The organism is Cytobacillus gottheilii, assembly GCF_900166665.1.
GTDB classification, from domain to species: domain Bacteria; phylum Bacillota; class Bacilli; order Bacillales; family Cytobacillaceae; genus Cytobacillus; species Cytobacillus gottheilii_A.
On the sequence record NZ_LT800494.1, the window covers coordinates 3094421 to 3110259 of the forward strand.

General features: G+C 37.4%; 15 protein-coding genes and 1 tRNA gene. 10 read left to right on the forward strand and 6 right to left on the reverse strand.

Annotated features, from left to right (window positions below; genetic code table 11):
- Nucleotides 1-60: 60 nt before the first annotated feature.
- The 6 genes from B7E07_RS15210 (at nt 61) to B7E07_RS15235 (ending at nt 6681) form a co-directional block, all read left to right on the forward strand.
- Nucleotides 61-1101, forward strand: coding sequence for an acyltransferase family protein (locus B7E07_RS15210; protein ID WP_080846852.1), 1041 nt, complete (start codon nt 61-63; stop codon nt 1099-1101).
- A gap of 129 nt (nt 1102-1230) precedes the next feature.
- A tRNA-Arg gene (locus B7E07_RS15215) sits at nt 1231-1304 on the forward strand.
- Between the two features lie 790 nt (nt 1305-2094).
- Complete coding sequence (locus tag B7E07_RS15220; protein WP_080846855.1) at nt 2095-2766, forward strand: vWA domain-containing protein; 672 nt, start codon at nt 2095-2097, stop codon at nt 2764-2766.
- Between the two features lie 502 nt (nt 2767-3268).
- Nucleotides 3269-3733, forward strand: a complete 465-nt coding sequence (locus B7E07_RS15225) for a CHAT domain-containing protein (RefSeq protein WP_080846857.1) — start codon at nt 3269-3271, stop codon at nt 3731-3733.
- Between the two features lie 87 nt (nt 3734-3820).
- Complete coding sequence (locus B7E07_RS15230) at nt 3821-4414, forward strand: hypothetical protein (RefSeq protein WP_080846859.1); 594 nt, start codon at nt 3821-3823, stop codon at nt 4412-4414.
- A 524-nt stretch (nt 4415-4938) separates the two neighbouring features.
- Entirely contained in the window at nt 4939-6681 is a 1743-nt protein-coding gene (locus B7E07_RS15235; protein WP_080846860.1) for a B12-binding domain-containing radical SAM protein, read from the forward strand.
- Between the two features lie 261 nt (nt 6682-6942).
- Here B7E07_RS15235 and B7E07_RS23800 read toward each other — a convergent pair whose 3' ends face one another.
- From B7E07_RS23800 to B7E07_RS15240, 3 genes are all read right to left on the reverse strand, one after another.
- Complete coding sequence (locus B7E07_RS23800) at nt 6943-7098, reverse strand: hypothetical protein (protein ID WP_176215218.1); 156 nt, start codon at nt 7096-7098, stop codon at nt 6943-6945.
- Entirely contained in the window at nt 7095-7253 is a 159-nt protein-coding gene (locus B7E07_RS23805; RefSeq protein ID WP_176215219.1) for a hypothetical protein, read from the reverse strand. Before B7E07_RS23805 ends, B7E07_RS23800 begins: the two co-directional genes overlap by 4 nt.
- A gap of 236 nt (nt 7254-7489) precedes the next feature.
- On the reverse strand, nt 7490-8854 hold the full coding sequence (locus B7E07_RS15240) for a TrkH family potassium uptake protein (protein ID WP_080846862.1): 1365 nt from the start codon (nt 8852-8854) through the stop codon (nt 7490-7492).
- 239 nt (nt 8855-9093) lie between these two features.
- Here B7E07_RS15240 and B7E07_RS15245 point away from each other — a divergent pair, with 239 nt between their 5' ends.
- The 4 genes from B7E07_RS15245 to B7E07_RS15260 all read left to right on the forward strand — a co-directional run bounded on the left by B7E07_RS15245 (nt 9094) and on the right by B7E07_RS15260 (nt 13345).
- The gene (locus tag B7E07_RS15245; protein WP_080846864.1) at nt 9094-10197 is read left to right on the forward strand and encodes a CdaR family transcriptional regulator; all 1104 of its coding nucleotides are present in this window, start codon (nt 9094-9096) and stop codon (nt 10195-10197) included.
- Between the two features lie 97 nt (nt 10198-10294).
- The gene (gene glcD, locus B7E07_RS15250) at nt 10295-11707 is read left to right on the forward strand and encodes a glycolate oxidase subunit GlcD (RefSeq protein WP_080846866.1); all 1413 of its coding nucleotides are present in this window, start codon (nt 10295-10297) and stop codon (nt 11705-11707) included.
- Nucleotides 11704-13038 carry a (Fe-S)-binding protein gene (locus B7E07_RS15255; RefSeq protein WP_080846868.1) on the forward strand — a complete coding sequence of 445 codons (1335 nt, stop codon included), beginning with the start codon at nt 11704-11706 and terminating at the stop codon, nt 13036-13038. The genes glcD and B7E07_RS15255 overlap by 4 nt, the downstream gene beginning before the upstream one ends.
- A 115-nt stretch (nt 13039-13153) precedes the next feature.
- Entirely contained in the window at nt 13154-13345 is a 192-nt protein-coding gene (locus tag B7E07_RS15260; protein WP_066447256.1) for an alpha/beta-type small acid-soluble spore protein, read from the forward strand.
- A gap of 48 nt (nt 13346-13393) precedes the next feature.
- On the opposite strand, the gene B7E07_RS15265 is transcribed toward B7E07_RS15260, so the two are convergent.
- The 3 genes from B7E07_RS15265 to B7E07_RS15275 all read right to left on the reverse strand — a co-directional run bounded on the left by B7E07_RS15265 (nt 13394) and on the right by B7E07_RS15275 (nt 15646).
- Nucleotides 13394-14164, reverse strand: coding sequence for an anti-sigma factor domain-containing protein (locus B7E07_RS15265; protein WP_080846869.1), 771 nt, complete (start codon nt 14162-14164; stop codon nt 13394-13396).
- Nucleotides 14161-14889, reverse strand: a complete 729-nt coding sequence (sigI, locus tag B7E07_RS15270; RefSeq protein ID WP_080846871.1) for an RNA polymerase sigma factor SigI — start codon at nt 14887-14889, stop codon at nt 14161-14163. The genes B7E07_RS15265 and sigI overlap by 4 nt, the downstream gene beginning before the upstream one ends.
- A gap of 274 nt (nt 14890-15163) precedes the next feature.
- Nucleotides 15164-15646, reverse strand: coding sequence for a hypothetical protein (locus tag B7E07_RS15275; RefSeq protein WP_080846872.1), 483 nt, complete (start codon nt 15644-15646; stop codon nt 15164-15166).
- Nucleotides 15647-15839 lie beyond the last annotated feature (193 nt).

The window sequence follows — 15839 nt, forward strand, 5'->3', positions numbered from 1 at the left end:
TCGTGTTAATTTGGGTAAATAAATATTGCTTTTTAGGGGGTCTTTAATAGAGGAGGAATTATGGAAAAAAGGAATTTCTATTTTGATAACGCGAAGTTTATTTTAATTTTCTTCGTTGTTTTTGGACATCTGCTCCGCTCTTTTATTGAAGATAATGAGACAATCTTTACAATGTATAAAGTGATTTATTCTTTTCATATGCCTGCTTTTATTCTCGTTTCAGGCTTTTTCGCAAAAGGATATTATGAAAAAGGCTATATAAAAAAAATTGCCCAAAAATTAATTTTGCCTTATTTGCTTTTTCAAGGCATCTACTCACTTTTCTATTATTACCTGTACAACCGGCCAACCATTGAAATGGATCCATTCAATCCACATTGGTCTTTATGGTTTCTTATTTCGTTATTCTGCTGGAATTTAATGCTTTTATTGTTTTCTAAGTTTAAACCCGTCTATTCCATTACAGCTGCCGTGTTCATTGGATTGGCGATCGGGTATGTGGATTGGGTTTCCAACTATTTAAGCCTATCAAGAACATTTGTGTTTTTCCCTTTATTTTTAGCAGGGTATTTTCTTAAGAAAGAGCATTTAGCTCTTCTGCTGAAACCAACAGCAAAAGCATTGGCGATCATTATTTTTGCCATAGCCACTGCGCTGTTTTATTTATACCCAGACATAAACTATCAATGGCTGCTCGGCAGTAAACCATATGCAGAAATGGGTGCAGCATCGTTCACTGCACTTCTGACAAGGCTAGGTTTCTATCTTTTAAGTTTTCTCATGGTGTTTAGCTTTCTTGCCTGTGTGCCAAAAGGGCAATATTTCTTTACACGCCTGGGCAAAAACACCCTATATGTGTATTTATTGCATGGATTTATCGTCAGACTGTTTAGAGAAAGTGATCTGCAGAACTATTTCAACGAGCCAGAACAATTCCTTATGCTCGCCAGCATATCAATGCTGCTGACTCTATTGCTGTCAAGCGGGCTTGCAACGGCCCTAACACAGCCTCTGATTGAGCTAAAGGCCGCCAAACTGAATACGCTGAAAACACGAATAACTGCTATGTTTAAATTTTATCGAAACAAACGAATAAATTAATCATTCGGGGCTGAGTTTCTCTCTATGAACTCAGCCCTTTTTTTATGTTTTTTATTTGGCGGGTATTTCGTTTGACCACCAATACACTTACATTTTATAATAAATAATCGACGTTACTATTCCATAAATGTCCCAGTAGCTCAGCAGGATAGAGCGACAGCCTCCTAAGCTGTAGGTCGTAGGTTCGATTCCTATCTGGGACGCTAAATTGAAACAGCCGTGAACCTTTGGTGTTATTGGGTTTTACGGCTGTTTTGTTTGTAAACAAATGATCTTTTCATTGCAGTTCGTTCAGTTCTGATATTGGACTGATGGTTTTTTATATAATCACTCTAAATTTTGGTTCATAATCAGATAATACCTCTAACACTTCATCCCATGATAAATACAAATGATGTTCCAAATTAGGATTGGTTTGGCTATTAATGATGGGGTTCCGATCCATCCAATTAATATAATTTGAGTTTTCCATCTAAAAAAGTACGGTGAATTTTTGTTTTTTCTTCCACTAGTTTCTTGAGTAAGTGTGTGAAGATCTGGTTGCCGTATTCAGTGCTAAATCGAAACGACCAAACAAAATATTCTACTGGAGAACTTAGTTGATCATAGATAATGAAAGTAATCATTAGCATTTTTAGCATTAAGATTCTCTAATTCCTTAGGCTGCCACATATGAAATATCTCATGATTTGTATCCATCTTCACACCTACTTAAAGTTATTCAATTAATCTTATTTAACAGTCGATCCTACCATATAGTAAAAGCACTACATTATCATTATTAACCTAAAAAATTCTCCTTCTTTCGTAAGTTTTAGAAACACTACAAACGCTTTTATACGTTATAATGAAGAAAACTCACTCACCCTTGACAAGCTTCTAAGAGCGTATAAAGACTAAACTGCATTCATAACTAATAAAAACTAGCTACAGAGCCTAATCAATAGAATGCAGCTTCTTGACAATCTAAAAAGAAAAATGGAGGGATTTAAGTTGAGCATTATTTCACTAAAAAAGAAAGCAGCTGGAATCGTTTTAGAGAAAAAGAATCTTAAAGGTGTGGTCGCAAGAGTTGGCCTTGTATTAGATATTTCTGGCTCTATGAGGAGATTATACCGTGAAGGAATTGTTCAGGAAGCCGTCGAACGCGTTTTGGCTGTTGCCAGTCAGTTTGATGACGATGGGTCATTAGATGTATGGGTTTATGACAACGAGTTCACTAGATTACCAGCTGTAACAGAAAAAGATATTGCAGATTATGTTAATCAGCAGATTTTAACAAATGACTCAATCCATAAGTTCGGCAGAAACGATGAACCAAAAGTCATGGCAGATGTAATCCAAAAATATATAAATGAAGAACCAGGTGATGAGCCTGTTTTCTTAGTATTTATAAACGATGGAGGATGTAAGTCCGGTATTAAGAAGTTTATCGTTGAATCTTCTGTTCAGCCGATTTTTTGGCAATTCATCGGAATTGGAGATGCTAATTTTGATGTATTGCAAAAGTTGGATACAATGAAAGGCAGAGTTGTTGATAATGCGAATTTCTTTCATTTGAGTAATCTTGAACATGTATCTGATGAAGAATTATATGACCAATTATTAAACGAATTCCCCCTTTGGATTAAAGAAGCGAAGGAAAAGAGAATTTTACGTTCATAGCCTTTAACCTATTTAGTTAATATATATGGATAGACATACATTTTAAGGATGAATCTATAATCTAAAGAGATAAGAGGCTGGGACATAAATATTTAAGACGACCATAGAACCGGATGTTTAGGAATTGACGTTTTCTAATCATCCGGTTTTTTTGTAATTTAAAATTCAACTTTCTAACATGAGTGAAATGGAGCGGAGGACACTCGACTCCTGTGGACAATAGAGGAAAGGGTGAGACCCCGCAGGAGCGGCGCGCGACGAGGAGGCTCAGCTTCCTCCCCACGGAAAGCCAGTGTCTGCAGCGCAGGTGGAACGGGCTTGTAAAACACGCAAACATGACAATGAGTATTCGCATTTTAGAAATAGACTAAAAAAATTGCTCGTAAAAAAGCTTGTGGAGCTTTATATTCTTCACAAATACGTCAAGATTGAAGCTTCTGTCTTCTTTTCCATATTATAAAATAATCTTATTAGCATAATTATTGGATCGGGAGATGATCGAATGGACAGAGTACAGCGAAAATCATTTGCGTGTTATTTATTAATAAGTTTGCATATTTTTTTAGCAATTGGCGCTTTTATCGGTGGTGGTGCGCTGCTTATTTCCCCTGATGGTGCTATGTTATCATTGCCCATTGAAATGCTGCAGAATAGTCCTTTTCAGAATTATTTCTTCCCTGGAGTAATTTTATTTATTGCATTTGGTATTAGCCCTTCTATAACAGCTCTATTGTTAAGCTCAGATAAACCTATAAAAACACTTGAAAAACTAAGTCTCTTTAAGGCAAAACACTGTTCGTGGAATTTTTCCTTGTACATTGGATTTATGTTAATCATCTGGATTATTGTTCAAATATTAATCATACAGTCTGCTTCGTTTATTCACTTCTTCTATATTTTTCTTGGTTTTATTATCATTGTCATTACCTTTCTCCCCTCTGTTCAAGCCTTTTACTTAAACAATTAACCGTATAAAAAAATGCACGTCTATGAATATTTCTCAAAATCAATAGCATAATAAACTTAGTTCATTACTCACTAAGGAGATCCTATTATGGCGGAAAATCAAATAAAGGAATTTGATCAAATCGTAAAAATGGGCGAGCAGGCACAAAAGGCTTTAAATGAGTATTGGTTAGACTTTGCACTTTATACATCATTCGAATACTGGTTGATGGTCTCTCTTCTTATTGTTCCACTTATCTACTTATTTTTTAAAATAGATAAAAGCCAAATTTTCCTCATGGGGTTTTATGGCTATAGCGTCCATATGGCCTTTGGCTATATGGATTTATATACCAAAAATTCAGGTTTTCTAAATTATCCTTTCCCTGTCATCCCCATGCTCCCGGGTTTGTCACTTGATTCAAGCTTTGTTCCTGTTATATTTATGCTTGTTTACCAATGGGTATTGAAGCACAAAAAGAATTACATAATATACATGACGATAACTTCAGCTTTTCTGGCATTTATTTTTAAACCCATTATTGTGACTATAGGATTGATCAGGCTATATGGAAACACCAATTATCTCTACCTCTTTCTTGCCTATCTGCTGGTCATTACAATCGCAAAATTTTTAACAAATGTATTCTTGTGGATGGAAAAAAAACACAATAATACTAATACAAAATCCCAGCCAGAATAATAAATACCAACCACATGATTCCTTATCCAACAAGTATGTCCATTTAACAGAATTATAGGATTTCTCACCCTATTGAATGATAAAACCTTGTGATTTCCCCCTGGAGAATGAGGGTGAATGAAGGTTTTGAAAGAACTATTTAAAGCGTTTTGTAACTATCTATTACCTGCAATGAAAGCAAGTTTAAATTCGTTTTAAAAGGATGACTCTGCCCAGCTTAAACACCTGATGAGCAATATGTCTAAAAAAATGCAAAAGCACAGGTTAAAATGACTTTTTAATCCCCTATCATCTGTAATTATAATATAGGTACTGCTTCTGCTTTTAGGAAAGGGAAGCACTCCAATTATAGGTTAAGATATTACAATGGTAAGTATTCTAAGCTGCATCAGCATTGCAGCTTCTCTATTGAACAAACAATTCAGTTCTTTCAAAATATCTTTCCCCTGCAAGCTCTCCTGTATTTCCTCTTCAGAATCCTTTATAATAAGATGCTGAACATGCTTTATAAGGAGACTCTCTTGATGAAAACAATTCTTACAACCTTAAATGCAAAATATATTCATACCAATATCGCAATCCGTTATCTGAAGGCATATGCAGAGCCTGAATTTCCAGTTGAAATTACTGAGTATACGATTAAAGACCCAGTTATGAACATTGTTACTGATCTGATTTCAAAGAAACCAAAAATTATAGGCTTCAGCTGCTATATATGGAATATAGAAGAAACGATTAAAGTGATTAGAATCCTGAAGAAAATTGATCGAGATATTCAAATCATTGTTGGTGGCCCAGAGGTTACCTATGATGTTTTTCATTGGATGGAAACAGTACCTGAGTTTGACTACATTGTCCTTGGTGAAGGTGAAGAAACCTTTAAACAGCTTCTAACAGAATTAAACGGAGATCTGCAGCTTGAACATGTGTTTGGCATTGCTTTTAGAAAAGATGGCAAGATCAAGATCAATCCGCAGCGAAACAAGCTGGATTTAAAAACACTTCCTTCTCCCTTCCGTTTTGAAGAAGATCAACAAGACCTATCAAAGCGGGTTATATATATTGAAACGAGCAGAGGCTGTCCGTTCAGCTGCCAGTTCTGTCTCTCTTCCATTGAAGTGGGAGTACGCTATTTTGATCGTGAAAAAATTAAAGACGATATCCGTTATCTAATGCAAAACGGCGCAAAGACGATCAAGTTCGTTGACAGAACCTTTAATATTAGCAGAAGTTATGCAATGGAGATGTTCCAATTCTTAATTGATGAGCATTTGCCGGGAACCGTTTTTCAATTTGAGATCACTGCAGATATTATGCGTCCGGAAGTCATTGAATTCTTGAATAAGGAAGCTCCTCCAGGATTATTCCGATTTGAAATCGGTGTGCAGTCAACCAATGACTTTACAAATGAACTTGTTAAACGGAAGCAGAATTTTGCCAAGTTATCCCGTACCGTCACAATGGTTAAGGATGGCGGGAAGATTGACCAGCATTTAGACCTTATCGCAGGCTTGCCTGAAGAAAATTATGATTCCTTTAAACAGACATTTAACGATGTGTTTGCTATGAGACCAGAGGAGCTTCAGCTCGGCTTTTTAAAAATGCTGCGCGGGACAGGCCTCCGTTTAGATGCTGAAAAGCATAACTATATCTATATGGATCATTCTCCATATGAAATCCTCGGGAATAACGTGTTGAGTTTTGATGAGATTATTAAAATTAAACAAGTAGAAGATGTACTTGAAAAATACTGGAATGATCACCGTATGGACTTTACTGTGGAGTACTTGGTTTCACATGTGTTTCCAACTCCATTTGACTTTTTCCAGGAGTTTGGAACGTATTGGGAGAAAAAAGGCTGGTCGAGAATTGGGCATCAGCTCGAGGATTTATATAAACGCTTATATGAATTCTTAGAAAGTACACAAACTGTGCAGCTGCCTATTATCGAAGGGCTAATGAAATTCGATTACCTGTCCAAGCAAAAATACAAACCAAGAAAACCATGGTGGAAGCAGCCACTCACGCAGGAGAAACGATCGGCTCTTTATCGCTCTATTATTGAAAATCCTTCAATTCTAGGACCTGAATTTACAGAGCTTCAATTAACAGAAAAAGAGCTCTATAAGCATACAATGCTTGATTCTCTGTCTTTTCGTATTGAATCGTATTTTCATGAAGAAATGATTGATCATACCCCATCAGCGATGCTTGTATATTTTGATCCGAAAACAGAGAAACCGTCCATTTTTTACAGTAATTTATAAAAAAGGAGACTGGGTACATCTGCAAAAAAGACGATTCTTATATTGCTGTTTGTTCCATTTCGCTTCGAACCCTCGTTTTATGCGGGGAGCAAGCTGAATCGTAAGGGCACACATGCGGAATTTAACCTTCATTCTCCTTCTAACAGATGTCGCAAGTCCACCGCTCATTAATAAAAAAAGACCCAAACAATTAGAGAGATTATCACGTACCTCTGCTAATTGCTTGGGTTTAGTATTACTTCAATATTTATATTTCAACTGCTACTCGCAGTCCTTCTCTTTTATTTCTTTCTCTTTTTTGCTCATATGCGGAATGTCGTACATTTTTGAAGCGTTCATGCCACCGGCGAATTCAATTCCAAATTCCACGTTTGCATTTTCTGTTTTGTTAAAGTCTTCTCGCTGCTTTTTCTTCATTTGCCTTGTTTTCCTTTTTTCGAGTTACGGTTTGCACCCTTCATTGGATTCTCACCAGCACTAAATTCTGCAGAGAATTCAGTTTCATGCAGATTTTCCTTTGGCGTTTTGCTATATTTTTCAACTGCATCAAATTGAGCTTTACGTTTAGCCATGTAGAGTATCCTCCTCAAAGTTAGCGTTACTTCTATATTGTGCTACTTTTGTCGGCAAGACATGCTTAATTGCTAAAGAAAACTTCCGCTTCGTAAGCTTTGTTTTCAATATGGCATGAACAGCATTACAATTTGACCAAACTTAATAGAAATCCCCGATGAATAGACAGAATGTAAATCTGCTAATCATTCGGGGATTTCTTACGCTGAAAGATAAATGCCAAATCCTTATTTCATTACCCTATAATCACTCGTTCCTTAGGATAGTGATAATTGGGTTTTGTCATTTTACCGCCAATAATGAATAAGAAGGATGTCAGCCCGATCCGCCCTATAAACATTAACAGCATAATGACCGTTTTGCCAATTGAACTAAGTTCTGGAGTTATCCCCATGGACAGCCCTGTTGTTCCGAAAGCTGAACAAACTTCAAATATAATTTCAATTAATTCTAAGTGTTTTTCTGTAATGCTTAATATGGAAATGGAAATCAAACACATACCTGAAGCAAGTATGGTAATGACAAGTGATTTTAAGATATCCGCTTCATGCAGTTCACGGCGAAAAATCTTTACTTCCCGATTTCCCTTCGCAAAATGATAAATAAATAAAATATTCAATGCAAAGGTGGTTGTACGGATTCCTCCTCCAACAGAACTTGGAGAAGCCCCAATAAACATTAGGAAGCTCAAGATCAGCAAGGTTGGCATCGTGAACTCACTTACATCCATTGTTGATAACCCGCCGCTTCTGGTTGTAGCTGATTGAAAAAACGCATAGAAGAAGCTCTTATGCCAAGGAATATCCTTTAAGTAATGCTGAAATTCTAAAACCAATATAATAAGCGTTCCAAAAATCAGCAAGCAGCCGTATGTTACGGTTGTCAGTTTTGTAAACAAGGAGAAGCGATACGAATAATTAAGCTCCGAACGCTTTGTAAATAAGTATTCTTTGACTTCAATTAAAACAGGAAAACCAATTGCCCCTAAAGTGATGAGAATTATATTTATCAGCTGCACAAAATAGTCATTTGCAAATGGCACTAATGAATTGCCAGTAATAGACATTCCGCCATTCGTTGTTGCACTAACAGCAGCAAATAGACCGTGCAAAAACGCTTCTTCCCAGGTTCCATAGTACTTAAGAAAATGAAATCCTAATATAAACGCACCAACAAGTTCGATGACCAGAATGATTTTTATAATCTCCCGAATTAAATTCACTAAGCCTGATAATGCAAACTGATTATGATCCGCCATTATAAGGCGTCTGCTTCTTAGCCCAATTTTCCTTCCCAATAAGATCCAGAAAAATGTGCCTAATGCCATAATGCCTATACCGCCAAATTGAAGGATAAACATGATGACAAAGTAGCCAAATAAGCTATAGGTTTCTGATATTTCCACAACCGTTAATCCTGTTACACTTACCGCACTCACAGCCGTAAATACTGTATCAATAAACGCTACCGATACTCCCGGCAAATGAACACCAGGCAAGCTTAAAAGAGCAACAGCTACTGTTACAGCTAAAAGATAATATCCTGAAATTACTTGTGCAGGCGTTCGCTTATTAAGCCAGCCTCGCAATTTTATCCACATTTCTAAACGCCCTTTCAAACTTATCTATCCACTATCATAAAGAATCCAGCCTAATATTTAAAGCAATTATAAAAACTTCCTAGAGAAAACACATTATGTCATAATAAAATAACACTAGTACAAACCGAACTGCTGAATGAATGCCGTTTTTATGTATGTATCATTATATATCAAAGTATTTCCAAGACACTCAATTTTACTATAAGCTGTTTTAATGAATAGGCAGGTGCTATTTTATCATGTTATCGGCACATCTGGCAGAAAAAATTATCTCTGAAGTAAAAAAACTTTTATCAGAGGATATTATCATTGTCAGCAAGACCGGCACCATCATTGCAAGTACAGATAAAAAAAGAATAGGTGATTACCATGAGGGTGCCTTATTGGCAGCAGCGCATGGTGAATCACGCATCATTACAAAAGAGGACGAAAAGGCTTTAAGTGGTGTAAAAGCAGGGATCAACCTTCCTGTGTTTCTGAATCAGGAAGTGATCGGTGTAATCGGAATCACTGGTTCTCCCTCTGATGTTTCTCCATTCGGGATCATCATCCAAAAAATGACCGAGCTGCTTATCCGGGAAAATCACTATTCTGAGCTTTTTGAGTGGCAAACCCGTGCACTTGAAGGCTTTATATTTGAATGGCTCCAGCAAAGAAATATAGATGCTTCTTTCTTAGAACGAGCTCGTTTATTAGGCATAAACATGAACAGCAAAAGACAAGTCATTCTACTTCAATGGCCCCATTCTTTAGAGCCGTTAACAAGGAACCAATGGCAGCAGATGCTTGAATGGCCAGAAAAAAAACAGAATGACCTATTAGTGCGCTGGGGAAACGAACGGATGATTTTGCTTCTGGAAGTCACCAGTAACGTTCCAACAAAGGATAAAATCCAAAACTTTATTCAGTTTAGCAATAGTATTGTGCCTGGGCTTCGTGCAGGTGTTGGACGCGCAGTGGACGGAATCTATGTTACTCAATCTCTTCAGCAGGCAGAGCGGGCATTAAAGTCTATCGACGATCACCAAATCCTCTGTTTTGATGAGGATTTAATCATTGAGCTGATTCTTGACGAATTATCTGCTGATACGAAGCGAGATTATCTTGCTAAAACCTTATCTCCCCTTCAAGATGAAGATGATTTAATGCTTACAATAAAAGAGCTGTTTCAGCAAAATCAATCGCTGAAAAAAACCGCTGAAGCACTGCATATTCATATAAACACACTTCATTATCGAATAAACAAAATAAAAACACTAACCGGTTTAAGCTTAAATAATGTATACGATGTAACCGCCTTATACTTAGCTTTTCTGCTACTAGATAAATCTACAAAAAAATAATTCATTATAAGTTAAATTTCGTTGTTTTATACATAGCAGGTGCACACCTGCTTTTTTTATACTTAAATAAGGTGGAAGTAACAAAGGAGAGGGTAATATGATTCAACCGGAAGCCAAAAAGCGGCTTATACAAATAGTCGGCAACGAAAATTTTGAAGATTCAAAAGCAGAAAGACTTGTGTATTCATATGATGCAACTCCTAATTTTCAAGCAATGCCAGACGCGGTGGTGAAACCAAGAAACACAGAAGAAGTTTCTGATATTATGAAGATTTGCAACGAATATAAAATCCCCATGGTCCCACGTGGTTCAGGCACGAACCTATGCGCTGGCACATGTCCCGAAGAAGGTGGGATTGTTCTTCTCTTTACACATATGCGCGACATTTTAGAAATCGATGAAGATAATTTAACCATGACCGTACAGCCTGGAGTGATCACACAAGACCTTATTCAAAAAGCAGAGGAAAAAGGATTCTTTTATCCTCCTGATCCAAGCTCAATGAAAATTTCAACCATTGGCGGCAATATAAATGAAAATTCCGGCGGTCTGCGCGGCTTAAAATATGGTGTAACAAGAGATTATGTACTTGGACTCGAGGCTGTCTTAGCCAATGGGGATATCATCCGCACAGGAGGTAAACTGGCAAAAGATGTAGCAGGTTATGATCTTACCCGATTGCTTGTTGGATCAGAAGGAACGTTAGCCATTATCACAGAGGCTACCCTAAAGCTTATTCCAATGCCAGAAACAAAGAAAACGATCCTTGCTCTCTATCACGATATGGAAGCAGCCGCACGATCAGTTTCAAAAATTATTTCTGCTAAAATCATTCCTGCTACTTTGGAATTTTTAGATCGCCCCACGTTAAAGGTGGTAGAGGATTTTGCACAAATTGGACTGCCGACAGACGTTGAAGCTGTTCTGCTCATTGAACAGGATGGTCCAATGGAAGTCGTAGAAAGGGATATTCAAAACATCGCGAAAATATGCGAAGATGAAATGGCTGTCTCTGTTCAAGTAGCTCAAACAGAAGCAGAAGCAGAAGCATTGCGGACAGCACGCCGTGCAGCACTTTCAGCATTGGCGCGATTAAGTCCCACAACCATTCTGGAGGATGCAACAGTTCCACGATCGGAAATTGCCAATATGGTCAAAGCCATTAACGAAATTGCTGAAAAGCATAATGTAACCATCTGTACATTCGGACACGCAGGAGATGGCAACCTGCATCCTACCTGTACAACGGATGCACGCAATAAAGATGAAATGGAACGAGTCGAAAAAGCATTTGAGGATATATTCATCAAAGCAATTGAATTAGGCGGCACCATCACAGGTGAGCATGGTGTTGGCATCATGAAGGCACCTTATTTGGAATTAAAGCTTAAACCTGAAGGAATTGCTGCCATGCAGGCTTTAAAATCCGCTTTGGATCCGAATAACATTCTTAATCCTGGAAAAATGTTTGCTAAAGATAATCGTAAAAGAGTGGTGGTTGCACGATGACTACAACAATAGAACAGCAAGAAATTCAGAGGCACTTTAAGGAACGAATGAATGAAGATGAATTATTAAACTGTATGCGATGCGGATTTTGCTTGCCTTCCTGCCCTACTTATATAGAATCGGGCTATAAGGAATCACATTCTCCAAGAGGCCGGATTGCCTTAATGAAAGCAGTAGTTGACGGAATCATTGAGCCAGATGAGGATGTTGAACGAACGCTGGATCTTTGCCTCGGCTGCCGTGCCTGCGAACCCGTTTGTCCATCAGGAGTGAATTATGGACATTTGCTTGAGGAAGCACGCGATATTATCAATCAGAATAAAAAACATTCTTTGCCTGTCCGCGCACTGAGAAAAACCGTCTTTGAAGGGCTATTTCCACATCAGAACAGAATGCGAATGGCAGTTGGTTTACTTGGCTTTTACCAGCGTACCGGCATACAGGCCCTTACACAAAAAACGGGTCTGATGAACTTATTTCCAGCACACCTTGCTACAATGGAAAAAGTCTTGCCGAAAGTACCAAGCTTGAAGGAAATGAAGTCTAGACCAACAGAGCTTAAGGCTTCTGCCGACGTCAAAAAAAGAGTTGCCTTTTTCTCAGGCTGCCTAATGGATACGATGTTTCTTGGCACAAACAATGCCACTTTGAAGCTTTTGCAAATGGCTGGCTGCGAAATTGCCATTCCACAGGAACAAGCCTGCTGTGGCGCTCTCCATGGACATAGCGGAGAAAAGGATACGGCGAAGAAAATGGCAAAAAGAAATATCGAAGCTTTTGAAAATTTAGGTGCTGACTATATCATTACGAATGCTGGTGGCTGCGGGGCGTTTCTAATTGACTATGATCATTTGCTTAAGGATGATGAACAATGGCATGAACGTGCACGTCAGTTTACAGATAAGATCAAAGATGTAACCGAAATTCTTATTGAAATGGACTTTCACGTTCAAGTTCCATTAGCCATGCCAAATGTGACGGTTACCTATCAGGATTCATGCCATTTGCGCAATGTAATGAAGACGTCATCTGCTCCAAGATTACTGCTGCAGTCTATTACAGGAGCACATTATCAGGAAATGAAAAACGCCGATAGCTGCTGCGGTTCTGCAGGTATATACAATATTATTGAATCTGAGATGTCAATGAAGATTCTTGACAGCAAGATGGAGAATACGAAACAAACAAATGCAGCGATTGTTGTTACCGCCAATCCAGGCTGTCTGCTGCAAATGAAACTTGGCATCGAAAAAGAAGGGCTTTCAGACCGTATGCAGGCTGTCCATATCGCTGATTTGCTGTATGAAGCAGCAACCAAACACATTTCATAAAGTAATGCGAAAAAATTACCACTCATGAAAAAACGATGTTTATAGAAACTAACAAATACAGAAGACATTAAACTTCTGTTAACACATATAAAAAATCGTTTAGGAGTGGATATGCATGGCTAGAAGCAGCAATAAATTATTAGTTCCAGGAATAGACCAATATTTAGATCAAGTGAAATATGAAATTGCGCAGGAATTCGGTGTTCAACTAGGATCTGATACAGTTGCTCGTTCCAACGGTTCTGTTGGCGGAGAAATCACCAAAAGACTTGTTAAGCAAGCGCAATCTCAGTTATCTGGAAAATAAAATATAAATGGCAAAGAGTCCGGTTCCTATAAAACCGGACTCTTCCTATTATTTACTTCTTACCCCATCTTCTTCAACCGTGTTCAGTTCATTACTTTCAGTTTCAGTATTAGCGTTCAACATGTTTTCGTCTTCATTTTGATTAAATGAACTTTTATATAAACCTACAGTCAGTCCATTTTCCTTAGCAAGTTTTCGGTCATGTAATGTTCCATGAATGACTTTAACTTCAACTTTTTCATCCTGTAATAAATCAGCTTGAACTGCCAATAATTCACTTTGCAGCTGCTGATCATACAGATTATTTTCCCCTTCATTCGTTCTGACGGTCGCAACAACAAGAGGTTGATTGATTTCTAAGTAACCCTGATTTTTCATTTCAACTATAACGGAAGAAGCTACCTCTTTAATATGATTATTTTCCCAATCATTAAGATTGTCCATTACAGCGGCACCAGCTTGATTGAAAGGAATCATGTCGACTACTTCATTCTCACTGTTTAATTCCAATTCAAGGCTGGATTCTGTGTCAATTGAGACATACCCATAAGTTTTTGATTCATGAATAAAAGGTATAGCTATGGATGTTATAATGGCAATAAGCACAGTAGCGGTAAAAACTGCTCCTTTATTGAATGAAGCAAAGAATGTTGTCCGTTTGAACCTTCCTTCTCTTCGCATTGCTTCTGGTAAGGTAAATTCAATTTCTTCTCCAATTAAATAAGACTCACCTTTATTTGGCGTTCGAACAAACTCTCCATTTGGTGTTAAAAGTGTAATATAATCTAAATCAATTTCAATTATGACCCCTTTTTTCATGTCTCAAGCACCCCCTTAATATAATCTTTTAAGTAAATATAATCGCCAATTAAGATTAGGCTAACAGCAATTATATACTTTCGGTTGCGCTCAATTGTTTTTCTGCTAACCGCCAGCCTTTTCTCCAATTCCTTAACAGGCAGTTTTTTCTTTGATAGCAGCGCCCCGCTCAAATGTTCATCTTCTGCAACAACTTGTGCTGCAAGAATTGCATTTCTTCGGGCGTCTATATGTTTAGGTGAAATCATCGCAAGATCAGAAAATTGAATGTCAAATTCATTCAGCGCCTGTTTATAATGAAGAATTTCATCTCTTCTGGCTTCGGCTTCTGTCTGCTGCTGATAATTCCCTATGGAATCATGATCCTGCCTAAGGGGCGAATCACCATCCTCGATGGTACCATAGGAAGTATCCTTATGCTTCGCCTGCTGCCTTATATAGTCAATCACTCTTCTCTTGATCAGTATTTCAGAAAAAGAAATAAGCGATCTTCCCTTATCATCGTTAAAATGGTTAATTGCTTCATTGAAGGCGATCAAACCAATACTAAATTCATCATCTGACTCATGGATATATCTTTTGCAAACAGAAGAAACCGTTTTAGCTATAAATGGCTTAAATGATTGTATAAGCTCATTATGAAGCTCAGTATCTCCCTGCTGAATTTTACGGACTGTATCCTCTAGCGATGGCTTACTTTTTTCCCAAGACAAAAGGCTTAGCATTGATCTCACCTCATTCCAAGCAATATTATATCACATACATTTGCTTATGGATGACATGATGAATGCAGGCAATTGAAGAGATTTTTTCCTTAAACAATTATATGAATTCGTCCAATTTCTTCAAATTATGGGGGTGAAAATAGAAAAACCTTACCAATTGGCAAGGAAAAGATAAAGCCAGTTGTAAGGTTACATCAAGGACAACTGGCTGTTCTAATATAAATATCTCAAATACCGTATTCTTTATACAGTTGAATCAAATTTTAATGCAATTTCAAACTGCCTTTTTCATTCGAACCTTACGGATGGTTAAAATAATCCAACGAATGATTAACCCAGTAATCACGCCCGGAATCACCCCCATCATCGGTAAAAATACAGGACCAAAAAATATGCCAAATAATCGGACTTCTGTTGAATACATTAACCCTACTGTTACAAAATAGGCAGAAAACACAAAGGGGAGAAAAGAAAGCTCTTCATGCTCTGGCATCGCAATTTTATATGCATCCCACATAGCAAACATATACAAACAAGGGTAAAACATGAGCCATTGGAAATCCATCACTTCCACTGCCTTATCCATTTCCCCCAAGAAGCTATACATAATGCCTGCATTAAAATTACTATAAACATTTATTAGAAATTCAAGTACAACAAATAATGTACCTTTCCATAAATGTCTGGCTAATAATTGGCTAAAGCCTGGTAAGGCAATGCTCCATAAAACAGCTTCAAGTTTTCCCATTTTTTTCATTCATTATCACCAGCTATGTTTATATACTGATATGTTGCTCTTTAATGATCTTAATTATCATAAAGATTCCAGTTTATTTCCTAAAACAATAAAATTTTATATGTATATTTTGAGAATAAGCTTACTTAAAACAAAAAAACTCTTTTCAAGCTGTGTTAGTGGCAACACTTACTTGAAAAGAGTTTAACTTTAG